At 36.3% G+C, this 24,395-nt stretch carries 23 protein-coding genes and 1 pseudogene; 9 read left to right on the forward strand and 15 right to left on the reverse strand.

Annotated features, from left to right (window positions below; translation table 11 throughout):
* Nucleotide 1 precedes the first annotated feature (1 nt).
* The 4 genes from LB450_RS07885 to LB450_RS07900 all read left to right on the forward strand — a co-directional run bounded on the left by LB450_RS07885 (nucleotide 2) and on the right by LB450_RS07900 (nucleotide 4,863).
* Nucleotides 2-1,696, forward strand: coding sequence for a NupC/NupG family nucleoside CNT transporter (locus tag LB450_RS07885; protein WP_224487375.1), 1,695 nt, complete (start codon nucleotides 2-4; stop codon nucleotides 1,694-1,696).
* A 136-nt stretch (nucleotides 1,697-1,832) separates the two neighbouring features.
* Nucleotides 1,833-2,657, forward strand: coding sequence for a thymidylate synthase (locus LB450_RS07890; protein WP_224487376.1), 825 nt, complete (start codon nucleotides 1,833-1,835; stop codon nucleotides 2,655-2,657).
* Nucleotides 2,658-2,730: 73 nt separating this feature from the next.
* Nucleotides 2,731-3,873, forward strand: a complete 1,143-nt coding sequence (egtB, locus tag LB450_RS07895) for an ergothioneine biosynthesis protein EgtB (RefSeq protein WP_224487377.1) — start codon at nucleotides 2,731-2,733, stop codon at nucleotides 3,871-3,873.
* 15 nt (nucleotides 3,874-3,888) lie between these two features.
* The gene (locus LB450_RS07900) at nucleotides 3,889-4,863 is read left to right on the forward strand and encodes an L-histidine N(alpha)-methyltransferase (RefSeq protein WP_224487378.1); all 975 of its coding nucleotides are present in this window, start codon (nucleotides 3,889-3,891) and stop codon (nucleotides 4,861-4,863) included.
* A gap of 29 nt (nucleotides 4,864-4,892) precedes the next feature.
* Here LB450_RS07900 and LB450_RS07905 read toward each other — a convergent pair whose 3' ends face one another.
* Nucleotides 4,893-5,975 (reverse strand): aminotransferase class V-fold PLP-dependent enzyme, encoded by a 1,083-nt coding sequence (locus tag LB450_RS07905; protein ID WP_224487379.1) that lies wholly within the window; start codon nucleotides 5,973-5,975, stop codon nucleotides 4,893-4,895.
* A 51-nt stretch (nucleotides 5,976-6,026) separates the two neighbouring features.
* Between LB450_RS07905 and LB450_RS07910 the strand changes: the two genes are divergently transcribed.
* Nucleotides 6,027-6,431, forward strand: coding sequence for a 2TM domain-containing protein (locus LB450_RS07910; protein WP_224487380.1), 405 nt, complete (start codon nucleotides 6,027-6,029; stop codon nucleotides 6,429-6,431).
* Nucleotides 6,428-6,919, forward strand: coding sequence for a dihydrofolate reductase (locus tag LB450_RS07915; RefSeq protein WP_224487381.1), 492 nt, complete (start codon nucleotides 6,428-6,430; stop codon nucleotides 6,917-6,919). Before LB450_RS07910 ends, LB450_RS07915 begins: the two co-directional genes overlap by 4 nt.
* 119 nt (nucleotides 6,920-7,038) lie before the next feature.
* On the opposite strand, the gene LB450_RS07920 is transcribed toward LB450_RS07915, so the two are convergent.
* From LB450_RS07920 to LB450_RS07965, 10 genes are all read right to left on the reverse strand, one after another.
* Entirely contained in the window at nucleotides 7,039-7,521 is a 483-nt protein-coding gene (locus LB450_RS07920; RefSeq protein ID WP_224487382.1) for a glutathione peroxidase, read from the reverse strand.
* 280 nt (nucleotides 7,522-7,801) lie between these two features.
* Complete coding sequence (locus LB450_RS07925) at nucleotides 7,802-8,641, reverse strand: methyltransferase domain-containing protein (RefSeq protein WP_224487383.1); 840 nt, start codon at nucleotides 8,639-8,641, stop codon at nucleotides 7,802-7,804.
* 294 nt (nucleotides 8,642-8,935) lie between these two features.
* Nucleotides 8,936-9,238 (reverse strand): type II toxin-antitoxin system RelE/ParE family toxin, encoded by a 303-nt coding sequence (locus LB450_RS07930; protein ID WP_224487384.1) that lies wholly within the window; start codon nucleotides 9,236-9,238, stop codon nucleotides 8,936-8,938.
* Complete coding sequence (locus LB450_RS07935; protein WP_224487385.1) at nucleotides 9,223-9,459, reverse strand: hypothetical protein; 237 nt, start codon at nucleotides 9,457-9,459, stop codon at nucleotides 9,223-9,225. The genes LB450_RS07930 and LB450_RS07935 overlap by 16 nt, the downstream gene beginning before the upstream one ends.
* 289 nt (nucleotides 9,460-9,748) lie before the next feature.
* Nucleotides 9,749-10,324 (reverse strand): TlpA family protein disulfide reductase, encoded by a 576-nt coding sequence (locus LB450_RS07940; protein WP_224487386.1) that lies wholly within the window; start codon nucleotides 10,322-10,324, stop codon nucleotides 9,749-9,751.
* Nucleotides 10,325-10,391: 67 nt separating this feature from the next.
* Nucleotides 10,392-12,659, reverse strand: a complete 2,268-nt coding sequence (locus tag LB450_RS07945) for an aconitate hydratase (protein ID WP_224487387.1) — start codon at nucleotides 12,657-12,659, stop codon at nucleotides 10,392-10,394.
* 227 nt (nucleotides 12,660-12,886) lie between these two features.
* Nucleotides 12,887-13,840, reverse strand: coding sequence for an AAA family ATPase (locus LB450_RS07950; RefSeq protein WP_224487388.1), 954 nt, complete (start codon nucleotides 13,838-13,840; stop codon nucleotides 12,887-12,889).
* A gap of 1 nt (nucleotide 13,841) precedes the next feature.
* Nucleotides 13,842-15,278 carry a peptidylprolyl isomerase gene (locus LB450_RS07955; protein ID WP_224487389.1) on the reverse strand — a complete coding sequence of 479 codons (1,437 nt, stop codon included), beginning with the start codon at nucleotides 15,276-15,278 and terminating at the stop codon, nucleotides 13,842-13,844.
* The gene (locus LB450_RS07960; RefSeq protein WP_224487390.1) at nucleotides 15,259-16,125 is read right to left on the reverse strand and encodes a hypothetical protein; all 867 of its coding nucleotides are present in this window, start codon (nucleotides 16,123-16,125) and stop codon (nucleotides 15,259-15,261) included. Before LB450_RS07960 ends, LB450_RS07955 begins: the two co-directional genes overlap by 20 nt.
* Nucleotides 16,115-18,046 carry a peptidylprolyl isomerase gene (locus tag LB450_RS07965; protein WP_224487391.1) on the reverse strand — a complete coding sequence of 644 codons (1,932 nt, stop codon included), beginning with the start codon at nucleotides 18,044-18,046 and terminating at the stop codon, nucleotides 16,115-16,117. The genes LB450_RS07960 and LB450_RS07965 overlap by 11 nt, the downstream gene beginning before the upstream one ends.
* 114 nt (nucleotides 18,047-18,160) lie before the next feature.
* On the opposite strand from LB450_RS07965, the gene LB450_RS07970 reads away from it, so the two are divergent.
* Nucleotides 18,161-18,613 carry an SRPBCC family protein gene (locus tag LB450_RS07970; protein WP_224487392.1) on the forward strand — a complete coding sequence of 151 codons (453 nt, stop codon included), beginning with the start codon at nucleotides 18,161-18,163 and terminating at the stop codon, nucleotides 18,611-18,613.
* Between the two features lie 52 nt (nucleotides 18,614-18,665).
* The gene (locus LB450_RS07975) at nucleotides 18,666-19,208 is read left to right on the forward strand and encodes an OmpH family outer membrane protein (protein ID WP_224487393.1); all 543 of its coding nucleotides are present in this window, start codon (nucleotides 18,666-18,668) and stop codon (nucleotides 19,206-19,208) included.
* A 72-nt stretch (nucleotides 19,209-19,280) separates the two neighbouring features.
* Here the strand turns inward: LB450_RS07975 and guaB are convergent, their stop codons facing one another.
* Nucleotides 19,281-20,747 (reverse strand): IMP dehydrogenase, encoded by a 1,467-nt coding sequence (gene guaB / locus LB450_RS07980; RefSeq protein ID WP_224487394.1) that lies wholly within the window; start codon nucleotides 20,745-20,747, stop codon nucleotides 19,281-19,283.
* A gap of 560 nt (nucleotides 20,748-21,307) precedes the next feature.
* Here guaB and LB450_RS07985 point away from each other — a divergent pair.
* A pseudogene (locus tag LB450_RS07985) lies at nucleotides 21,308-22,357 on the forward strand (GH36-type glycosyl hydrolase domain-containing protein); the annotation flags it as partial.
* 166 nt (nucleotides 22,358-22,523) lie between these two features.
* Here LB450_RS07985 and LB450_RS07990 read toward each other — a convergent pair.
* From LB450_RS07990 to LB450_RS08000, 3 genes are all read right to left on the reverse strand, one after another.
* A complete protein-coding gene (locus LB450_RS07990; RefSeq protein WP_224487395.1) occupies nucleotides 22,524-22,997 on the reverse strand; it encodes a hypothetical protein in 474 nt (157 codons plus the stop codon).
* Nucleotides 22,998-23,575: 578 nt separating this feature from the next.
* Entirely contained in the window at nucleotides 23,576-23,998 is a 423-nt protein-coding gene (locus LB450_RS07995) for a type II toxin-antitoxin system VapC family toxin (protein WP_224487396.1), read from the reverse strand.
* Nucleotides 23,995-24,243 (reverse strand): DUF6364 family protein, encoded by a 249-nt coding sequence (locus LB450_RS08000; RefSeq protein WP_224487397.1) that lies wholly within the window; start codon nucleotides 24,241-24,243, stop codon nucleotides 23,995-23,997. The genes LB450_RS07995 and LB450_RS08000 overlap by 4 nt, the downstream gene beginning before the upstream one ends.
* Between the last annotated feature and the right edge of the window lie 152 nt (nucleotides 24,244-24,395).

Here is a 24,395-nt window from a genome sequence, read left to right on the forward strand (position 1 = left end):
AATGAAAAACTTTATTTGGACACTTTTAATGTGTCTTCCTGCGTTTCTATGCGCTCAATCTTTTCAAGGTGAGTGGGAAATAGAACTCAAAGATAATCAAGATTCTGCTTTTTACTTTGAAAATAACCAAAGCATAAGTTTTAAGGATTCTTTATTCAGCATAACCCATGCTGATAAGGATTTGGTTTATGAAGGTAGGTTTAAAACAAATCGGGATTCTTTAAGCTTAATCCCTTCGTTAAGGTCTTTAGATGTTATCAGATTCAATATACAATCATCTTCTGATTCAGTAATAAGTCTCACTTCTGATACGTTTAAAGTTCAACTTAATAAAATAACAAAAACTGCAATAGCCGCCGAACAGCAGCGCGCATCTAAAGTCATAATTGCCAATCAAAATTTCAGCTTCAATAGTTTATGGAGAGGTGTTCTTGGCATGGTAAGTCTTCTGCTTATAGCCTTTGTTTTAAGTAAAAACAAAAAAGCGATCAATTGGAGAACGGTTGGTGTTGGTTTACTTGCACAACTCATTTTGGCCATTGGAGTTTTAAAAATCCCTTTTATTCAGTCTGCTTTTGAATTTATCGGAAACATTTTCGTGAAAATACTAGATTTCACAGCAGCCGGAAGTAAATTTCTGTTGGGAGACTTGATGGACACGAGTACTTACGGCTACATCTTCTTATTTCAGATTCTACCCACGATCATTTTCTTTTCTGCATTAACCTCTATACTCTTTTATTTAGGAATAATTCAGAAAGTGGTAAGAGCTCTGGCCTGGGTACTTACAAAACTATTGGGCATTTCTGGAGCTGAAAGTTTGAGTGTCGCAGGAAATATTTTCCTTGGTCAAACGGAAGCGCCTTTAATGATAAAGGCTTACCTGGAACGCATGACCCGTTCTGAGATTCTTTTGGTCATGATAGGTGGTATGGCGACTGTTGCAGGTGGAGTTTTGGCAGCCTATATCGGATTTCTGGGAGGAGATGATCCTGTTATGCGATTGGCTTTTGCTAAGCATTTATTAGCAGCTTCGGTAATGGCAGCACCGGGTGCCATTGTCATTTCAAAAATTCTATATCCTCAACAAGCTAAAGTCAATACGAACGCAGAAGTATCTTCAGAAAAAATAGGGTCTAATATTCTTGACGCTATAGCTAACGGAACCACAGAAGGTCTTAAACTGGCCGCTAACGTTGCGGCAATGCTTCTGGTCTTTGTAGCCTTAATTGCCTTTATCAATTACGGATTCGAAAAGATTGGTGAATTGACAAGCTTGAATTCTATAGTAGCAGAAAACACGCCCTATTCCAAGTTCTCTCTTGAGGCTGTTTTAGGGACTATCTTTGCCCCCTTGATGTGGCTGATTGGTGTCGCCAAGGAGGATGTGATGCTGATGGGACAGTTGCTGGGAATTAAGCTTGTAGCCAGCGAGTTTGTGGGCTATATCCAGCTTGCCGAACTAAAAAATACAGCAAATGTACTTAGCTTAAATTTTGAGAAATCTGTCATCATGGCTACTTATATGCTTTGTGGATTTGCCAATTTCGCTTCCATTGGTATACAAATTGGAGGAATTGGCTCTTTGGCGCCGGGACAGCGTAAAACGCTTTCCGAATTCGGGATCCGTGCTTTGATTGGTGGAACACTTGCTTCGCTCATGTCAGCTACCATTGCCGGAATGATTATAGGATAGATTACATTTTTAAATCTGCATTCTATTTTAACTGATGAGAAAACCAGTACAAATTAATTTTTAAGAAATTCTCTTTGGTATCTTAAATCCTTAATCAATAAAATTTCTATTTTTAAGCCATCAAACACTACTTGTCATGAAACAATACCACGATTTAATTTCACATATTCTTGAAAACGGTGTCCAGAAAGGAGATCGAACAGGTACTGGAACTAAAAGTGTATTCGGTTACCAAATGAGATTTGACCTGAGTGAAGGTTTTCCTTTGGTGACAACCAAGAAAATTCATCTCAAATCTATCATTTATGAACTCTTGTGGTTTCTGAAAGGTGAAACCAACATTTCCTATTTGCAGGATAATGGGGTGAAAATCTGGAATGAGTGGGCTGATGAGAATGGAGATTTGGGTCCTGTGTATGGTCACCAGTGGAGAAACTGGAATTCTGAAGACATAGACCAAATCGAAGAACTAATTCACACTTTAAAAACCAACCCCAATAGCCGAAGAATGATGGTTTCTGCCTGGAATCCAAGCGTGATGCCAGATACTTCAAAATCTTTTGACACTAATATAGCCAACGGAAAAGCAGCGCTACCTCCCTGCCATGCTTTTTTCCAATTTTATGTAGCAGACGGTAAATTATCCTGTCAGTTATACCAAAGAAGTGCCGATGTGTTTTTGGGTGTTCCTTTCAATATCGCTTCTTATGCTTTATTTACCATGATGGTAGCTCAGGTTTGTGATTTGGAATTAGGCGATTTCATACACACCTTTGGAGATGCTCATATTTATAACAACCACTTTGAACAGGTTGAACTTCAGCTTTCCAGAACCCCCAGAGCCTTGCCAACCATGAAGTTAAATCCTGAGGTAAAGTCGATTTTTGACTTTGAATTTGAAGACTTTACCTTAGAAAATTATAAGCCTCATCCACACATCAAAGGGAAGGTTGCTATTTAAACTTTGGTTAATTGTTTATTTAGGTCATTATCAACTGTATCTTTTTTTAGTAAATTCAAAAATAATCTAATTTATGATCCAAGAATTTATTGAAACCAGGGCATATTCTGAAGAATTATGCGAACCTTTACAAACCGAAGACTATGTCATACAGCCTGTTGAATTTGTTTCTCCTACAAAATGGCATCTAGCGCACACCACCTGGTTTTTTGAAGTTTTTGTTCTAACCAGATTCAAGAAAGACTATCAGCTTTACAACAAAGATTTTCCCTACCTCTTCAATAGTTATTACGAAGCCAAAGGAGATAGAGTAATGAGAGCTCACCGCGGAAACTTGTCCAGACCAACTGTCGATGAAATTTTTAGCTACAGAACCTATGTAACTCAGGCTTTAAAGGAACTGCTTAAAGTTTCAGCAGTAAAAGAACTTTTGAGCATTGTGCAAATCGGAATTCATCATGAGAAGCAACATCAGGAATTACTCTTGATGGACATCAAATATTGTTTTGGTCACAATCCCCTTTTTCCGGTTTATAAAGCTGACTTTAACGAACACTCATCTGAAGATGCCAAACAAAACTGGGCGACTATTAAGGAAGGACTCTACCATATTGGTCATCAGGGAAATGGATTTTGCTACGATAATGAAACAAAAGCTCATCAGGTGTTCCTACAGGATTTTGAAATAAGCAGCCGCCTGGTAACCAACGGAGAGTTTATAAAATTCATAGAAGACGGTGGTTATAAAAATCCCCTGCTTTGGCATGCGGAGGCCTGGGATTGGATTCAAGGCGAAAAAATAGAACACCCTTTATATTGGCAAAAAACCGAAGACACCTGGAAGGAATTTAAACTCAATGGTCTTAACACACTTGATTTTAAGGATACCTTAAGTCATATCTCTTATTACGAAGCTGCTGCCTTTGCGCAATGGAAAGGGTATAGACTTCCTACAGAATTTGAGTGGGAAGTAGCACAAGATCAATTTTCGTGGGGGAAACGCTGGGAATGGACCGAAAGTGCTTATCTACCTTACCCCAATTACCAAAAAGCACCCGGAGCTCTTGGAGAATACAATGGTAAATTTATGGTGAACCAAAAAGTACTTCGCGGCGGCTCAGCATTCACCTCTAACAATCATACCAGAAAGACGTATAGAAATTTTTTTCATCCACAGATGAGGTGGCAACAAAGCGGCGTAAGGCTGGCAAAATAATACGACAAACACAACATGGAATCTACAACAAAACCAACTACCTATACAGCGTTTGAAAAAGATGTCATCGCAGGGCTTAAAGATCATCCTAAGCACATATCCTCCAAATTTATATATGATAAAAAGGGAGACGAATTGTTTCAGGAAATCATGGCAATGCCAGAATATTACCTGACGGACTGTGAGTACAACATCTTGAAAAACCAGTCTGCGGATATTGCTGAAAAATTTAACCTGAAGGAGGGGTTCGATCTTATAGAATTGGGTGCCGGCGATGGTAAAAAAACAAAGTTGCTATTAAATCATTTATCTCAAATTGAGGCTAACTTCACTTATCTGCCTGTAGATATAAGTCAGAATGCATTAGACAAACTTGGAACCGCATTAAAAAATGAACTTTCGGAAGTTGATTTTGAGCTTCTGCAAGGAAGCTACTTTGATGTGTTAAATCAACTTTACAGTTATAATAAGAGACAAAAGGTGATTTTAGTTTTAGGGTCTAACATTGGAAATTTAATGCATAAAGATGCTATCGACTTTCTGAAAAAGATACAAAAAAACATGTCTTCTGAAGATTTGCTTTTTATGGGGTTTGACCAAAAAAAGCATCCTCAGACTGTACTCGATGCTTACAATGACCCAAGCGGTATCACTGAAGCCTTCAACAAAAACCTATTAAAAAGAATCAATAGCGAGCTGGGGGCTAACTTTAATCTTGATGCATTCTTCCACTGGGAAACTTACGATCCTGAAACAGGTACGGCCAAGAGTTTTCTGGTAAGCAAAACTGCTCAGGAAGTGAGGATAAAAAAACTAAATCTTGAGGTCAGCTTTAAGGCCTGGGAAACCATACATACAGAGATTTCTCAAAAATATGATGACGATACTGTAGAATGGCTTGCTTCAAAAGCCAACTTGAGTATAGATAGAGTTTTTGAAAGCGAAAATGGGTTTTACAAAAATTATACATTCAAGAAACTAAAATCTTAAAGTTAATTTTTAAAAACGGAATTAGATTTCTAAAGTTTTTGTAGTGCATCTAACAAAGTTTTCAAATCTTTTTCAGTATTAAAATATTGAAAACCAACCCGGATTCTCTTTCCTCTAAAAGCTGAGAGAATTCCCCTATCTTTCAATTTATCTATGTGACTTTCTTCTCCTTTAAGGCTAAATATATTTTGATGAGAATCCTGGTCGACAACATCCGTATCTAATAAATTCAGCTTCAAAAATTCTGATTTAGCTTGTTTGGAAAGTTCCTTGATTTTAGATTCTATAAACTCTATCCCAAGGGTTTTGTAGTGAAATTCTAAGGCAAATTTCAATCTTGCCACAGCAATCACATCGTAATGACCAGGTTCTAAAAAGCCTGAAAGTCGGGGTTTTCCTTCTGGTTTAACAGTTAGAGAATTACTTCCAATACTTCTAAAATGATACGTTTCCAAAAAATTGGGTTTCAAAAGAAAAAAAGCATTGCCAAGCCCGGCGTTTAACCATTTATAACCACTGGTTCCGAAGACATCAAAGGGTGAATTGCCAAAATCAAAAGCCTCACTTCCGCAATACTGAGTCGCATCGGCAATAAAACAGATCTCTGGAAATTCTTCCTTTAATTGATTTAAAGCTTTTAAATCGAGTTGTAAGCCGCTTATATATTGTGTCATGCTGAATATGAAGAAATCTGGCTTAACTTCAGCAAACTTTTGCTTTAAGTTATCGTAAAGCTTGAGATTGATATCCACTTCAAAAACCTTAAAATTTCTGGACTTCACCGGTAAATTGACGGAGGGATAATCCTGAGCCAGCAAAACGACCTTGGACTCCTCAGGAAGGCCGTTCAATATGAGGTTCAGCCCTGTTGAAAAGTTATTCAAAAGACCAATAGCATCCACCTTAGCGTTATAAATTTCAGAAATGAGCTGTCTAGTCTCCTCGACGATAGAGTCTTCATAGTCATTGCTAAAGAGGCTACCTCTCAGTCTATAATCTTCCTCAAGTTCATTTGTTTTAGATTGAACACTAGAAGACAACACCCCTGTGAAAGGGGTGTTGAGATAGGTATAGGTTGAAATGATAGGAAATTCTTTTTTTAGGCTTGGCATAGACATGTCAATAAAAGTATTAGTAAATTTGAGCGACTAATATACTTTAAAATGGACACGAAAAAATCAATTGACCCAGAGATTAGAGAACTTTATGAAAATGCACATCAACGCGTCAAGCAAAAGAAAAAGTTGATGACCCACTTAGTGTTTTTTATAGCTGGTGCTGTTATTTTCATTGTTTTAAATGTGATTATAGGTTACAAAGCAGACTTCAAACCACTTGGTATGGATTGGTTTGTATCGGCCATACTCATTTGGTTATTCTTTCTTATTATCCATGCGATAAATGTATTTATGGTAAATAAATTAATGGGGAAAGAATGGGAAGAAAAACAAATGAACAGGCTGGTAGAAAAACAGCTTGAACGCGTAAGAAAAATTCAGAAAAAAGTGGATCAAAAACATCCCATAGAGACCGAAACACCCAAAAAAGATCAGAATAAAAATTTATGAAAATAACTATGGTTGCTGCAGCAGCAGAAAATAATGCTCTGGGTAAAAACAATGACTTAGTGTGGCATCTCCCTGATGATTTTAAGCGTTTTAAAGCTATTACTTCGCATCATCATATCATTATGGGACGTAAGACCTTTGAAACCTTCCCGAAATTACTACCCAACAGAAAGCACATTGTCATTACTCGCCAGAAAAACTATAAAAAAGAGGGGGTTGAAGTTGTTCATAGCCTGGACGAAGCTTTGAAAGTTAGCTCAGATCAAAAGGAAGTGTTTATCATTGGTGGTGGTGAAATTTATAAACAAGCCTTGCCTTACGCTGATAAAATAGAACTCACAAGAGTTCATGATACTTTTGATGCTGACGCCTATTTTCCTGAAATCGATGAATCAACATGGAAGCTTTTACAATCTGAATACCATGGTAAAGACGAACGTCATAACTATGATTTCACGTACCTCACCTATGTTAAAGAAAAAGATTAGAGCTTAACTCGACTAAGCTCTAATCTCTTTTTGCTATTCATTTTTAAAAACATCTACTGATCAGTGAATTGTCATTGATATCAAAATCGATAGATCACAAAGTGATATTATTCAGCGTTCTAGTTTTCTATCCAATCTATGATTTCTTGATCCAGAGGTGAAGTTTGAGGGGATATGACTTTTTCAAGTTCGCCTTTTTCATTCAAAAGGTATTTTTGAAAATTCCATTCTACCTGACTATCCATCTTTTGATTCCAGGATCCATCGGTTAAAAACTGATACACATCGTGCTTATCTTCTCCTTTGACTTTAATTTTACCCATCATTTGAAAGGAAACACCATAATTATCAACACAAAATTTTGAGATTTCCTGGTTACTTCCAGGTTCCTGAGCCATAAAATCATTGCTAGGAAATCCTAAGATCTTAAAGTTAGTGTCTTTATAAGTATCGTAAAGTTTCTGCAAACCCTCATATTGAGGTGTAAGACCACATTTGGAAGCGGTATTGACGATCATTACTTTATTTCCTTTTAAGGTTGAAAAATCAAATGTATTCCCTTTTATATCTGTAGCGACAAGCTGATGTATACTGTTACTCATGTTTTTTTCTTCAAATGTAAAATAATATCACTATCTCCTTTTAGTGTTTACTTTAATTTATCAATTGTAGCTCTCTAGGGTTTAGAATAAAAGTTTTACAGGTAAAATCAACTACATGAAAAATGCAGACAGGATAATAATCAAACCTATTCTTAATAAAGTTGAGTTTAAAATAAGGTACCTTTTTCATAAAATTGAAATTGAAAACAAAGTATGTCTTAAGGGTTTAATTAAACATAAAAAACCTGCTCTTTAATAGGGTTTAGGCATTAATTTTTTTTTATTTTTTGGCTGTAAATATATTGTAACGAATTAAACCTTTTTCAGCCATATTATAAAATTCAACTGCAGCTGAAGCATTTGGGAATTTCTCTTGTAATCCAAAAGGTTTTACAAAAACGTAATAAGGAAGCATTGCATATTTTTTTAATCTTGCAAGAGAAGGTCCAGCATTTTGACTTATATCTTCGACTTGAACATTTGTAAAACCAGCTTCTGATAGAACATTTTGAAATTCATCATGTCTAAAATCTTTTAATCCACTCATTGCAGAACTTTTGACGATTTTATCGAAAATTTTCATTTCAGAACTTGAAAATTCCTCATCTTTTGAGATAGTATATTCAAAGAAGGCAACTCTTCCGCCTTTTTTTAGAATTCTGAAAAATTCTTTTAATGTTTTACTGATATCTAATGAATGTGATAAAGACTCAGTTGTGTAAATACAATCAAAGTGATTATTTCTAAATTTGGTTTTACTATAATCCATCAATGAATAACTGACTTTATCACTTACTTTTAACTTTTCAGCGAGAAGATTTGCCTTTTTAATTTCGAAAGGAAGAACAGTTATTCCTTCGATTTTACATTCATATTTATTGGCTAAAAAAGTAGATACAACGCCCTGGCCACAACCTGCATCAAGAACTAAATCTTTTGAGCTCAATTTAAGTTTTTCAGCCACTAGTTCTTGCATAAATATTTGAGCTTCTTTTTCAGAAATATTTTGGTCATCAGGATAGAATCCAAAATGTTTTGAGCCCGATAATACTAAATCATATCCAGTTTTGGACTTTTCAAAATAGTGATTTAGTCTTTCAAAATGTTCTTTTTCTTTCATAATATTATTAATAAAATAAACGTTTACAAAACTTTCTAAAGTTAGCCTTTTCCTCAAACTTTTAGTTACTAAAAATTAAGATATTTAACAACTTGTGCATAAAGCCACGACGATTTCATATTTTGATATAACACAGATGATTTAAAATCTTATGTCTAACTTATTAGATATAACTCATCAACAATGTTTAGATTTTAAACGATAAGATTAAGTAAGCTCTCCGAAGTTGAAAACTCGCAGACACGGGCCTGCCTTTGTCGGCAGACAGAAGAGACGCTCGCGCTAGCGGGGAATTTAATATTCTAGAGGCTCTTTTCTTGCATACCGAATACGAAGGATATGAACTTCATCTTCTTCGATAATATATGATATTCGATACCTGTGCTTTTCGTAACTCCTGATATTTCCTCTATTATTCTTTTTGAGTCTATCTAATTTATAAATTTCTGGATTGATCTTTAATATTGATACTGAAGCATAAATTTCGGAGATAACTCTTGTTGTAGTTTCAATAGATTTAGATTGCTCTAAAAGATCTAAAAACGCTTGATATAGATCTGCTTGTGCCCGATGTGTCCAAATTATTGCTTTATCCATTTTTTTATATGCTCTCCTACTTCTTGATGGGTGTAAGTTTCACCTTTATCTATTTGTGCAATAGAAGCTTCTATCTCCTTATTGTACTGCTCGATACTAATACGCTCCGATGAAACTTTATTCCTAAAACGCAACATCTGCTTAAAGGCTTCCACCAGCTCAGGGTCTTTAAGCGTTTGAATCTCTTCTGTAATCCATTTTATGTCTGCCTGTAAATCCATAATACTGTTATTTTGATATAACTATAACAAAGATAATTTAATATTTTAAGTCTAACTTATTGGATATAACTCATCAACAATGTTTAGATTTTAAACGATAAGATTAAGTAAGCTCTCCGAAGTTGCAAACTCGCAGACACTGGCCTGCCTTTGTCGGCAGACAGGCGAGACCCTCGCATAAGCGGAATTAATCAAAAAGAAGTTAAAGACTTTTTTTAATATAAATTTAACCTCGCTTATTTTACTAAGACTTCTCGCTATATTTCTATAAGAGGCGTTATACTCCCCCTTAAGGTTTCTTTAATTTATCAATTGTGCTTCGCACTGTTTTGCTGTACCAGTTGGCAGCACCCGTTTTTTTCATGATGATTTCACCTTCAGCATCGATGAGAAAAGTAGTCGGTAAACTTGAGCTCTTTAACATATCAGGTGGGCTTGACAAGAAATAATAAACTGGAAGATTCAAGTTTTCTTTTTCAAGAAAAGATCTAACAACTTTGGGTTCTTCTGAAGTGATAAAGTAAAAATCAACCTCATCTTTATAATCTGTGTAGAGTTTTTGAAGATCTGGCATTTCAGCAATACAGGGCGCGCACCAGGTTGCCCAATAATTGACTAAAACTGGTTTTCCTTGAGATTGTGCAAAATTTACAGTTTTGTTGTCTTCGTTTTTGAAATACCACTCGTAATCTTTTAAAGTTTCACGATCCGATTCATCAATTTCAGAAGGACTAAAGGCAATAACTCGATTGAGAAACACCTGAATGGGTTGACGAGTCTGAGGTATAATAATCAATACAATCAGCAATCCGAAAAGGATGTTACTCCAGTGTTTTTCTAAAAAATTCTTTTTTTTCTTCGTCATAAGCCGGGTAAATAAAAAAAGCCATCTAATAAAGATGGCTCTTGTAAATATAATGAAACCTTTGGCATTAAGCCTTGTTTTGTTTTTTAATCATGTTTAATGCAGACCCTTCTTTAAACCAGCCAATCTGAGTATGGTTATACGTATGATTCGCTTTGATCGAATCCTTTGAACCATCAGCATGAACTATTTCGATGGTCAATGGTTTGTCTTCTGCAAAATCTTCCAAATCTACAAAGTTGAAGGTATCATCTTCCTGGATAAGATCGTAATCGCTTTCCTTATCGAAAGTGATTCCTAACATTCCCTGCTTTTTCAAGTTGGTTTCATGAATTCTCGCAAAAGATTTCACTAACACTACTCTTACACCAAGGTGTCTTGGTTCCATGGCAGCGTGCTCTCTGGAAGATCCTTCACCGTAGTTGTGGTCACCAACTACAACTGTAGGAATGCCTTCAGCTTTGTAAGCGCGTTGTGTTTTAGGCACTGCATCGTACTTTCCATCCAACTGACTTTTTACAAAGTTGGTTTTCATGTTGAATGCATTCACAGCTCCAATCAAACAGTTGTCTGAAATGTTATCTAAGTGACCTCTGTATTTCAACCAGGGTCCGGCCATGGAAATGTGGTCTGTCGTACATTTTCCATGCGCTTTGATAAGCAATTTCGCCCCCATCAGATTATCACCTTCCCAGGGATCGAAAGGATCGAGTAATTGAATTCGATTTGAATCTGGATTCACCTTTATATTGATAGTGCTTCCATCTGATTTTGGAGCTAGGTATCCATTATCTTCTACATCAAAACCAAGTTCAGGTAACTCAATACCTTGTGGAGCATCTAGTTTAACTTCTTCTCCGTCTTCGTTGATCAACGTATCATTCATAGGATCAAAATCCAATCGTCCTGAAATCGCAATAGCAGCAACCATCTCTGGTGAACCTACAAATGCGTGGGTGTTTGGATTTCCATCGGCACGTTTAGAAAAGTTTCTGTTGAAGGAGTGAACAATAGTGTTCTTCTCATCTCCTTTTCTGTCACTTCTATCCCACTGACCAATACATGGTCCACAGGCATTGGTGAATATAGTAGCGCCTAAGTCTTCAAACACTTTTAATAAACCATCACGTTCTGCAGTAAATCTAATCTGCTCAGAACCTGGATTGATACCAAAATCCGATTTCGGTATTAATTTTTTATCAACTGCCTGCTGAGCTATTGAAGCTGCTCTGGTTAAATCCTCGTAAGAAGAGTTGGTACAAGACCCGATAAGTCCCCAGTCTACTTTAATCGGCCAGTCGTTTTTCTTAGCCTTTTCTCCCAATTCTCCAACTGGCGTAGCCAAATCTGGAGTAAAAGGACCATTAAGGTGAGGTCTAAGTGTACTTAAATCGATTTCGATAACCTGATCGAAATATTCTTCAGGGTTATCATATACTTCCTGATCTCCAGTCAGGTGCTCTCTTATTTTATTAGCTTCATCTGCTATTTCATTTCTATCGGTTGCTCTTAGGAAACGCTCCATAGAGTCATCATAACCAAAGGTAGAAGTGGTCGCTCCTATTTCTGCTCCCATATTACAAATAGTACCTTTACCAGTACAGGAGAGATTCTTAGCACCGTCGCCAAAATATTCTACAATACATCCGGTACCACCTTTTACGGTAAGGATTTCTGCCACTTTCAGGATCACATCTTTAGCAGCGGTCCATCCTTGCGGCGCACCTGTTAGCTTTACTCCTATTAACTTTGGAAACTTAAGTTCCCAGGGCATTCCTGCCATCACATCTACCGCATCTGCTCCACCAACACCAATGGCAACCATTCCCAATCCACCGGCATTAACGGTGTGAGAATCGGTACCAATCATCATTCCTCCCGGGAAAGCATAATTTTCTAAAACCACCTGGTGAATAATTCCAGCGCCTGGTTTCCAAAATCCAATACCATATTTGCTGGAGACAGACTCTAAAAAGTCAAAAACTTCATTACTGGTTTCATTAGCTCTTTTCAAATCCTTTGTTGCACCTTGCTTTGCCTGGATCAAGTGATCACAATGCACAGTAGTAGGTACAGCCACATTATCTTTCCCTGCTTGCATAAATTGCAATAAAGCCATCTGTGCAGTTGCATCCTGACAGGCTATACGGTCTGGAGCAAAATCAACATAATCTTTACCTCTGGTAAATTTTTGATTTGGTTTATTCTCCCATAAATGAGAGTAAATAATTTTTTCAGAAAGTGTAAGTGGTTTGCCAACGGTTTCACGAGCTTTTTCGACTCGTTCAGACATTTGGCTATACACTTTCTTTATCATATCGATATCAAAAGCCATAGTTTAAATAATTTAGATTGCAAAAATAAGGTTTTTGCTTGAATTTAGAAAATGTGTAAGATTAGAGCAGAATCCCTAACAATATTTCACAGATAAATCATTTTTAATAAACATAATTATCATATTTTCATTTTATATAAAATAAAATTGATAAATTGATAAAAAATCAAGAGAATTCATCTGGTTTTAAACACACGAACTAATAATTTAGACTCAGTATCGATAACCTACAGCAACTTTCTTATGATGTTTTCTATGCTTATATTTTCTGCTTCTGCCTTGTAATTTCTTACCACTCGATGTCTTAAAATAGCAGTAGTAACTGCCTGAATATCTTCAATATCTGGAGAATATTTGCCTCTGGAAGCAGCATGTGTTTTTGCTGCTAGAACCAGATTTTGTGAAGCTCTTGGTCCGGCACCCCAATCCACATAGGTGTTTATGAATTCTGAGCTTTGCTCAGTATTAGGTCTTGATTTACCAACCAATTTTACAGCATATTCTATAACATTGTCAGCAATAGGCATTTTCCTGATCAGTTTTTGAAGCTGAATAATTTCTGAAGCTGAAAATAGGGCTTCAATGTTCACCTCTTTATTTTGAGTCGTCGCTTTTACAACATCAACTTCTTCCTGAAAAGTTGGATAAGTCAAGTTCACCTCAAACATAAATCTATCCAATTGAGCTTCCGGCAGAGGATAAGTCCCCTCCTGCTCTATTGGGTTTTGGGTAGCAAGCACAAAATAAGGATTGGAGAGCAAATAATTTTTGCCACCAACGGTCACGGCCTTTTCCTGCATAGCTTCTAAGAGTGCCGCCTGCGTTTTGGGTGGGGTTCGGTTGATTTCATCTGCCAACAAGATATTCGTAAAAACAGGACCTCTTAAAAATTTGAAGGCTCTGTTTTCATCCAGAATTTCGGAGCCAATGATATCGCTTGGCATAAGGTCTGGAGTAAACTGGACTCGCTTAAACTCAAGGCCTAAGGCTTGAGAGATCGTATTTACCATCAAAGTTTTGGCTAGACCAGGCACACCTACTAACAGTGAATGCCCTCCAGAAAAAATAGACAATAACAAAGTATCGACTACCTTATCCTGACCTACTATAACTTTAGCAATTTCAGATTTTAAGGTTTTGTATTTCTTTACAAATTCATCTAAATCAGCTACATCCGACATATTATTGTTTTATCCAAGACTCAGCAAATTCGCAGGCCTTGTAATCACCGTTAACTTTAACGTAAGTATCTTCTGTTTTTTCTGCTTTCCATTTATTTATTTCTTTCAGCTTTTTTTGCTGCAAAGCTAGCTCGCGAATACGAGTGTAGTCCTCGCTGAATTCAGCTATATGTTCTGGAATTTTCTTAGTTACGGTTATTACTTTAAAATAAACTTTTGCTGTTCTAGGCTCAGTATCTTTAATGACGGGTGAGACTTCATTTTCTTTCAAATCTATAACCTGCCCATAAATTGCCGGATCTATTTTAGTCAATTCAAATCTTCTGTCACCAGTAGCAGAATTGATAAGCTGACCTCCGCTTTCTCTGGTTTCTTTCTCATCCGACACTTCTCTTGCAGCATCCTTAAAACTCACTTCACCATTCACGATCATCCCGCGAATTTTTTCAATTTCCTTTCTCGCTTTTTCAACAGCTTCTGAACTAATCTCAGGGTAAAGAAGAATATGCCTTACATCTACTTGCTGTCCTCTTATCTTATCTACCGTAAGTATATGCCATCCAAACTCAGTTTTAAAAGGCTTGCTAATTTCACCTTCTCGCAAACTAAAAGCTGCATCTTTAAATTCTTTTACATAATTATCGTCCCTGGTAAGTGTGATTTTTCCACCAGAGCTTCTGGATCCTCTGTCTTCAGAATGTATGACTGCTTTTGCAGTAAAACTTCCTCCGGCTAAAACATCATCTCTAAAAGAATTTAGTTTATCGATAACCGCCTGTCTTTCTTTTTCACCTACCTCTGGTTTTACTATAATTTGAGCTAATTCAACTTCGTCGTTGATCAAAGGAATTTCATCTTCAGGAATAGCTTCAAAAAAATCTCTGGTTTCTTCTGGAGTGATTTCTACCTCATCTACAATAGCACCTTGCATTTCTTCTGCAAGCATACGCTGGGTATTAATTTCGTTAAGCTGTTCTCTTAACTCAGCCTCAGTATCAATTTTATAAAACCCGAGAAGTTTTTCCATACTCCCCACCTGACTTACGAACTGATTGATTTGTTGGTCCGTATAGCTTGAAACTCGATCAGGGTTAAAAGGTAAACTGTCCAGTTTAGCATGATGAGCAAATAACTTATTTTCCATAATAGTTTCTGCAACATCGCAATAAGTAATCTCTCCTATTTTCTGATTTTTCATATCCAGATAAGCCTTAGAAATATCACTTTCCAACACAAGGTAATCTCCAACAACTGCCGCAACACCATCGATTTTCACTCGACCGTCTTTTGTGACTTTGGTTGCTGCTAAAATTTCGGGACTAAATTCAGATTCTTTTAAAAGATTATCCTTTTCATCAATGGTAACCTGTGCCGTAGTTGCAAAACTAATGAGCAACACTCCAAGTAAAGCTAGTTGTTTAATAGACTTCAAATTCATTATTTTTTGTAGCATCTTTAGTAATCTCTTTTTCAATTTTCTTAGAAATATTTATCTTCTTTCTATTGAGCAAGATTTGCTCAATAGTAGGCCTTACATAGCTTAAAGGCGCCTCTTCATTCCGATTTAATACTGAATTTATGTATATAAAATAAATATCGTTTTCGTTTTCACTTTCTATCTCAAGAAAGTTTTTACTCTTCAAAAGCTTAGACTTATCTAGCTCTATATTTTTAATCTCTTTGAATTCCTTTACAACATCTGAAACTCGAACCCAAATCGAATCGTTCAAAGATAAAGATTTAAACTCCAAAGATCTCTCTTGCAATGATAGCATATCTTCAGGATTAAAACGTATAAATTGGCGTTTTATGTCCTGTAAAGACTTCATTTTTTTATCCAATTGTAAATAGCGTAACTGAACCAAGTCCTCGTTCAGTTTAAAATTGAGGCTGTTGTTTTGGTAATACTCTATCACACTTGCTGAATCAATCCCGTCGGTCAGTTCCCTTTCGATTAAAGCATCTTTGTAAGCTTTTTTAAACAACTGCTCTTCATACTTTTCAGATAACTTTCGAAAATCGTTTTGTTGCTCCTGCGGCATATTCAACTTGGCTCTGTCAAGTAAAAGTTTATTCGTTGCCCAATCCTTAATATAACTTCTAGCAGTGACAGCACTATCTTCTTTTGAAAGCTTATTTGAAATATGATTTTCTAATTCTTCATAAGTTAGGTAGTGATCATTAACTCTAGCTACATAAGATGTATTCTCCTCTTTTTTGAAAAAAGAACAGGAAACAGTCGTCATTAAACATACGGCTGAAAGTATAAAATATTTACTTCTCAAGTTTATCTTTTAGTTTTTTAAAAATTTCCTCATAAACTACCACATCGTAGCTTTTTCTTAATTCTGAAATCACCTTTTCCTCTTTCTCTTCCTGAAGAATACTTATGATTTTGCCACTCACTTCTTCAAATTCAGGAATTCTAGCTTTTTCAATAGCGTTCACATCCATCATCAAAAATTGATCCGAATGTTTATAAATTTTACTTAAGCCTTCTTCAAACTTGAATTTTTGAGGAAGTTTTGAAGATGACTTCTGCAGGCTTACTTCTTCAGCAATAATGTCCTGCGGCAGTTCAAAGGCTGTTGTGTCTTCACTGCTTTTCTTTTTTAATTCTGAAGCTATTTCTTTTAAAGAGTTCTTACGTTTTGACGTATACAATTGCCCCACTACTTTTTGGGGAACTCTGAAGTCAGTTGTATGGGCCTCATAATACATCTTTTGCGAAAGCGTGTCTTCAGCAACAGGCTCCCAGATTTTTTCTTTCATGAAATCAAAAATCAGAATACCGTTTTTGTACTCCTCAATTCGCTCACCAAACTCTTTATCAACCTCTGGCAACCTGGTTTTATGGTGAGCTAAAAGATGACTATACACCAGATCGTCTATAGCATCTTCAATAACTGCCTTAGGATCTGGTTTATCGAAAAGGCTACGCTGCTGTCTTCCCAAATACTCTCCGAAGGTTTTGTAATCTATGATAGAGTCTTCAACTTTTATAACGTAACTGGACGTTGAATTCTCTTCTGGCTCGTATTTCCATTTACCCTTTGTAAGACTTGAATCCATCAAATTCAAAAAGTGATCTTTAGCTTCCTGTTTCACTTCAACAGAATACAGATCTTCTAACTCTTCTTTGATTTTGGTCACCAGAAGTTTCGACCGTGAAGAACTTTTAAATCTTTTCTTGTACTCCTCTTTCACCTCATCATAAGGCTCTAAAGGAGTGTTTTTAATCAATTTAACGATGTGCCAGCCAAATCGAGTTTTGAAAGGCTCTGTATAGTCCCCTTCGCTTTCTAATTCGTAGGCCTTATTCTCATATACTTTTGAATTTAATCCGCCTAAACTAAAAGCAAGAACGTAACCCCCTTTACTGGCTGTATTTGGGTCCTGACTGTATTGTTTTGCGAGTTCATGAAAATCTTCTTTCTCCTGTAAACGCTTGTAAATCTTTCGGATTTTTACTTCCGGGTCCTGAAGTGAATCCTTGGGTCGCAACATAATATGAGCCGTTTCCAGTTCACCTTTAGAAGGCCGCTCACCCGTCTTTTTTATAATATGATAGCCAAATTCTGTTCTCACGGGATTCGAAACTTCACCGACATCTAGTTTGTAAGTCGCGTCTTCAAATTCATAAACCATCTTAAAGGTATTGAACCAATTCATATCTCCTTCATTGATTTTAACAGAAGGATCTTCAGAATATTGTTTAGCCAAGCTTTCAAAATCCTCTCCATTTTCGATGCGCTTCTTGATGATCAAGGCTTTTTGATAGACACTGGAAGTGTCCTCTTCGTATTCGGGAAGTTTCAGCAAAATATGACTAGCCCTCACTTCGACTTTAGTCCTGTCGTAAGTCTCTTTTACCACAGCTTCCGTAACTTCACCATTGGAAATATAGTCATCTGCAATCTGTTTGTAATATCTTCCGAATTCTTTTTGGAAAGAAGCTAATGTATCCAGCTGTTTGTCATAAGCTGATGTTAACTTCAAATGAAAATTAACAAATCGCTCCAGGTGATCTTCAACAGTTTCAGAAGAAGCAGAGACAATATCAGAATTCTTTTGGTAGGATTTTATAAATTCTTCGGCCTTGTATTCTTGTCCGTTAATTTTGAAAAGGGTTTCCTGACCAATTTGAGCCTTTGCTGCAAAAACAAAACATAACAGGGTTATGCAAAAACTAAAAAGATGCTTCATTTTTTTATTTTGATGTCAAAAGTAAGAAAAATGCACCTGCACACAATGTTTAAGGTTTTTAAAAAAAACCGAGTCTTAAACATTTAGCAATCAGATTAAAGTTAAACTTGCTTCATGAAATATACAACTGAAATTATTATCGACAAACCCAGAGAAGACATCCTCAAGGTTTTTGAAGATCCTGATTTGCTTCCTCACTGGCAACGCGGCTTAAAGCGCAGCAGAGTCATCAGCGGTAAAGGTGGTGAAGTAGGCAGTAAACGAAAACTTTACATCACAATCGAAGGTCAGTCCATCAAAATGACAGAAACCATTATCAAGAAAAATCTACCCGAGGAATGGCACGGGAAATACACTTCCAAAGGGATGGAAAGCCTTCAAAAAAATTATTTTGAAGCCCTTAGTGAAAATAAAACCAGGTGGACATCCTACAGTGAATTTGAATTTACCGGGTTTATGAAACTCATCAGCAAACTGCTTCCAGACCTATTTAAAAAAAGATCTGTGATGGTTCAACAAGATTTCAAAGTTTTTGTTGAAGATGGTAAGCGTGTGAAAACAAATTAAGTAAGGTTTGATTTATAATTAATATTGACTTTATTTGTAAAAAATTTACAAAATGAAACACATTATTTGCATTGCTTTACTCGCGTTGAGCCTAACTTCTTTTTCACAAACAAAAGTTGGAACCGTTAATAACGAGTACATTCTTACTCAAATGCCTGAAATTAAAGGTGTTGAAGAAAAACTAAAAGTTTATAGTGTCGAGCTAGACAGTACCATCCAAGCAAAATACGAAGCATATCGGGTGGTGGTTGAAGACTACAACAAAAAGGAAGAAGAAGGCATGAACGATGTCATGAAAAAAATTAAACAGAAGGAAATTATTGACCTTGAGGAAGACCTCAAAAAACTTCAACAAAATTCTTCTAAGATGCTTCAAATTCAGCAAGAAGAATACTTAAGACCGCTTTATAATAAAATAGGCACAGCTCTTGAAGCTATCGTTAAGGAAGAAGGCTACACTCAAGTTTTTGATGAAAACAACAGTATTATTTACATCGATCCAAGATTTGACCTGACATTAAAAGTTCTTAAAAGACTAGGCATTGAAATCAAAGAAAACGCAGAAGTGATTCCAGAGGAAAACCCTGGCAACTAATTATCATTTAAATTATAAACAAAAAGCTCGAGATGTACATTTCGAGCTTTTTTTACGTCTATTTTTAAATTCTTATCGACTATAATTCGGTGCTTCTTTAGTAATGGAAACACTATGTGGATGACTTTCCATAACTCCGGAAGCTGTGATTTGAACAAATTCTCCGTTCTCCTTAAGTGTCTTTATGTCTTTTGCTCCGCAATATCCCATACCAGCTCTTAAGCCGCCGATGAACTGCACCATGCTTTCTACCAATTCACCTTTATAAGGCACTCGGCCTACAATTCCTTCTGGCACTAATTTCTTAATGTCAGCTTCCACATCCTGAAAGTATCGGTCTTTAGAGCCTTTATCCATAGCTTCTATAGACCCCATACCACGGTAGGATTTAAATTTTCTGCCTTCGTAAATAATAGTTTCACCTGGAGATTCTTTGGTTCCTGCTAAAAGTGAGCCTAGCATTACACAGTCTGCACCCCCGGCAATAGCTTTAGGAATATCACCTGTATAACGAATACCTCCATCGGCAATTACGGGAACACCAGAGCCCTGGATAGCTTTAGAAACTTCCATAACAGCAGAAAGTTGTGGAAAACCAACACCTGCTACAATTCGTGTTGTACAGATAGAACCTGGTCCTACACCTACTTTTACAGCATCCGCTCCAGCTTCTACCAAATATTTTGCAGCATCAGCAGTTGCAATATTTCCTACCACAACATCCAGTTTTGGAAATTCTTTTTTGATGAGTTTCAAAACATCTACCACACCTTTGGTATGGCCGTGAGCGGTATCGATAACCACAGCATCTACGCCGGCCCTCACCAAAGCTGAAGCTCTTTCAACAATATCATGGGTTACACCCAAAGCTGCTGCCACTCGTAATCTTCCATAATCATCTTTATTGGCAAAAGGCTTTTGAGTTAATTTAGTGATGTCTCTAAAGGTGATAAGACCAACTAATTTATTGTCTTTATCTACAACTGGTAATTTTTCGATTTTATGTTTTTGCAAAATAACCTCCGCTTCTTTGAGCGAGGTGCCTTCACTAACGGTAACCAGGTTGTTGGCCGTCATGACTTCTTTGATAGGTCTATCGTTCTTTTGCTCGAAACGCAAATCACGGTTGGTCACGATTCCAATTAATTTATAAGAATCATCTACAATTGGAATTCCCCCAATGCTGTGTTCCTTCATGCTGTCGTTGGCGTCTTTTACCGTTGCAGTAAGAGGTAAAGTCACCGGGTCTATAATCATGCCGCTCTCGGCACGCTTCACCCGTCTAACCTTGAGTGCCTGTTCCTCAATCGTCATGTTCTTATGAAGCACACCAATTCCACCTTCCTGAGCAATTGCAATGGCCATTTTAGATTCAGTTACCGTATCCATGGCAGCAGAAACAATAGGAACATTAAGATTTATATTTTTAGTGAATTTGCTTTGAATACTGACGGTCCTTGGAAGAACGTCTGAATAAGCGGGAACCAAAAGAACATCGTCGTAGGTAAGGCCTAGTCCTTTTACTTTTGAATTTATCATTGCAATTAGATTTAATTGCATGCAAAAATACATAATTTATAGCTAAGCAACTGAAACTTTATGGTTTAGTTTAGAAAGAAGAATTTTGATTCTTTTTTTGGATTGTTTCCTATGATTACAACTTCTTAAAATTAATCATAAAATCTAATTTAAAAGGAAATGTCAACATCTAAGCTATTGCTGTCTTAGGAGTTTATCGACTTATACAAAAGTTTGAACAAAGTATATTTTCAATTCTGCTGAAAAAACGACAACTCACAAAATTTGCTTTCCTGACAGATATTTATTTAAACCAATGCATTGATTTGGGAAGAGTCCAAACAAAAAAGACCCGAGATTCTAGATGAATTCACGAACTCAACCATATCTTCAATTTTCATCTCCTCAAATGTGGTAAAAATATTAATATCTGCACTCCGTCCTCTTGCAACATTGCTCTTTCAGATCCCCTTGACGCACGTCCAGATTTGTATTTTTCGGAAATCTTACCATATAATTTAATTTCTTTATATCATCTGAAGTAAAACAATTCTCCTCTTCACAAACGACATGAACATTGCTGTAAGGCCATTGATGTTTCACTTCAATTTGGTGAACGCGGCCTACCTCTAATAGGTGGAGGAGATTGGAACGACGGCATGAACCGAGTAGGCGAAGAAGGAAAGGGAGAGAGTGTATGGCTAGGTTTTTTTATCTACTATATTTTGACGCGGTTTGAAAAAGTTTGCCGGATGATGAATGACAATCCAAGAGCAGATCAATACAAAACTACGGCAGCAGAGCTTAAAGAAAAACTCAACGATGTGGGTTGGGATGGTGAATGGTATCTCAGAGCTTTTTATGACGACGGGACACCACTGGGTTCCAAAGAAAATACTGAATGCAAAATAGATGCCATCTCCCAAGCCTGGTCTATCTTTTCAGAGGTTGCTTCTGAAGATCGAAGCAAACAAGTCTTAAAGACTGTGGAAAAACACCTTATCTCTGAAGATGACCAATTGATTCGTTTACTCACGCCTCCATTTGATAAAACAGATAAAGATCCTGGTTATATAAAAGGTTATATTTCAGGCGTAAGGGAAAACGGCGGTCAATATACACATGCCGCGCTTTGGACAGTAAAAGCATTTGCAGAAATGGGATATGGGGAAAAGGCTGTTCGTTATTTGAATATGATAAATCCCATTAATCATGCGCTGAACCAGAAATCCGCAAATAAATATATGGTAGAACCTTTCGTTGTTGCAGCAGACGTTTATGGCGAAGCGCCACTCACAGGAAAGGGTGGCTGGACCTGGTATACGGGTTCAGCAGGATGGATGTATAGAATTACACTGGAGTCTATCTTAGGCTTACAATTGAATGGTGACTCGATTATGTTGAAACCAGCTATTTCTGAAAGTTGGCAGAAGTATAGTATCGATTTGGTTCTAGATGGCGACAAAACCAAGTATTCCATTACCATAGAAAATCCTGATGGACTGCAGACAGGCAAACTTGAAGGACACATTGATGGAGAAGATGTAGCTTTCAAAACATTACCTGCCATTATACCAGTTAAAAAAGACAAGCAGAAACACGAGATTATGCTGAGAATAAAAAAGCAATAATTTAAAGTAAAGACAGTGAAATTTTTGCTATCCAAGTGAATTCTATAGGCTAATGATCAAACCTCTACTCCGCTTGAAATGTGTTTTTACTGAATTTAGCCATTGGTTTTATTCGAAATTGCCGGCAGTGAGCTATGTGAGATGTAAAACAAGTTTCTCATTCCTTTTAAATCAGTTTATAGCGTCTGTTTACTAATTTCGTTCGGGTTTTACCTACCGGCTCTGTGATCAATTTCCTGTCAATTTCTATGAGTTCGTCAGTAAGCTTTTTGAACTTTTCACTGGTTTGTAAATTTTCAAGCCATTCCGCAAAATCTTTAAATTCTGTGTGATTCCTTGAGTAATTAAAATGTTTTATCACCATTTCCTTCTCCCAACCTGAATTTTCACCTAAGTCTAGTGACATTAACTCTTTTCCTAAGAATTTATCAAATATGTATTTGTTGGAGGAAAAGGTTTTAAATGCCTTTTTTTCTGCTTCTTTCAAATTCCCCGTCTTAAAAAGGATGAGTGTCCAATCAAAAAGAAAAAACGGGTGTCCCATATCATCAGGAAAAGTTCGGTCAAACCATCTTAAATATCTCAACCCACCTTTGTAGTCTTTGAGTTTTACAAATAATTCTGGAGGTAAGTACCTCACCCCACGGCTATCGTCATGAAAACCGCCCCAGCGTTTTTTGTCTGCTGCAAGTTCTTTACGAATTTTAGCAATTTTTTTTCGTAGTCTTTCTTCCTGTTTGGGTGTTATAGTGATTTTGTATTCTGATACAGAGGTTTAGTGAACGTTATATTTTTAAGTAAGTAAATTTTTTTTGCTAAAGCATCAAAAAAAATCATTTCGGTTTCAAAAGTCACATTACCTGTACTGTTTTCTAACCTTGATAGTTGTGCTTTTTCAACGACAACCAATTCTCCTAACTGCTTTGCGTTAACTTTTGTTTTTTAAGGCAGTTTTGATCATGTCGCCTATCAATTCAAGTTTTTATTCAAATTTATAGTCATCTCTTTCTGGGCTCCCGTTCTCACCGAATAAAAGATCTTCGGTTTAGTCTAAGCTATTGCTTTTTAAAGATATATTGTATCATGAATTTATAAAAAGTTTCGTTGATTATAAACTTAAAAAATTGAATCTTTCGTAAAGCCCCGCATAAGGTACTGCAGAGGTTATCCTGCACTAAAAAAGCCTTAATCTCTTAAAGAAACATTAAGTTTAAATAATTACACCTCTCGGATGCTATTCAAATATTCCTCAGCAGTCATGACTGAAATTAATGATTTTTTAAAGTCTTTTCCATTTCTTGTGATTATGGTTTCGCAATCGGAATCTAAGGCGCTGAAGTATTGTAGTGCATCTTCAAAGTCTGTAAAAGAAGAATTTAGTCCTTTTTCAATTGTATGCTCATCTAGTGAACAGATCTCACTAATAATTTTAAATTTCCTTAATTTTTCCTTAGCGATTTTTGGGTTTTCACTTTTGGCAATTAGATAGTTTACGGTTGCAAATGAAATTGGAGAAACTATCATTTTTATTTTTCCTCTATCGGCTAAAGTCGCCAATTTTGCAATGGGTTCATAAAATGGATGTCTTTCCCCAAGGAGGTCTAACATGATATTTGTGTCTATGAAAAGTCTGTTTTTCATTTATATTTTTCCACTAAATAATCAGAATATTCTTTTTTGTAATCCAAATCAGAGGACATACTTTTTCCTGTTGAAATGCTTTTAATAAAAGGAGAAATTTCAAAATCGTCTTTTCCCTTTTCTGATGTTAATGATTTAAGGTAAAATTCAATGATTTTCGATAAACTTATTTTTTTATCGGAGGCGTATTTCTTGGCGTTTTCAATAACTTCCTGATTAAGTTTTAAGGTCAGTTTTGTATCCATTACGTTTTATTTATACGTGCTAATTTAAATAATTAATGCGTACAAAATGTCAGTGTTTGATTTTTTAACGTAAAATCAATAATTAAACACGTATATGAAAATCTTACTTCAAGCCCTGCGTGAAGGATTGAAGTTATTAGGCCGCAAAATCT

The organism is Psychroflexus curvus, from assembly GCF_020164585.1.
Classification (GTDB): domain Bacteria; phylum Bacteroidota; class Bacteroidia; order Flavobacteriales; family Flavobacteriaceae; genus Psychroflexus; species Psychroflexus curvus.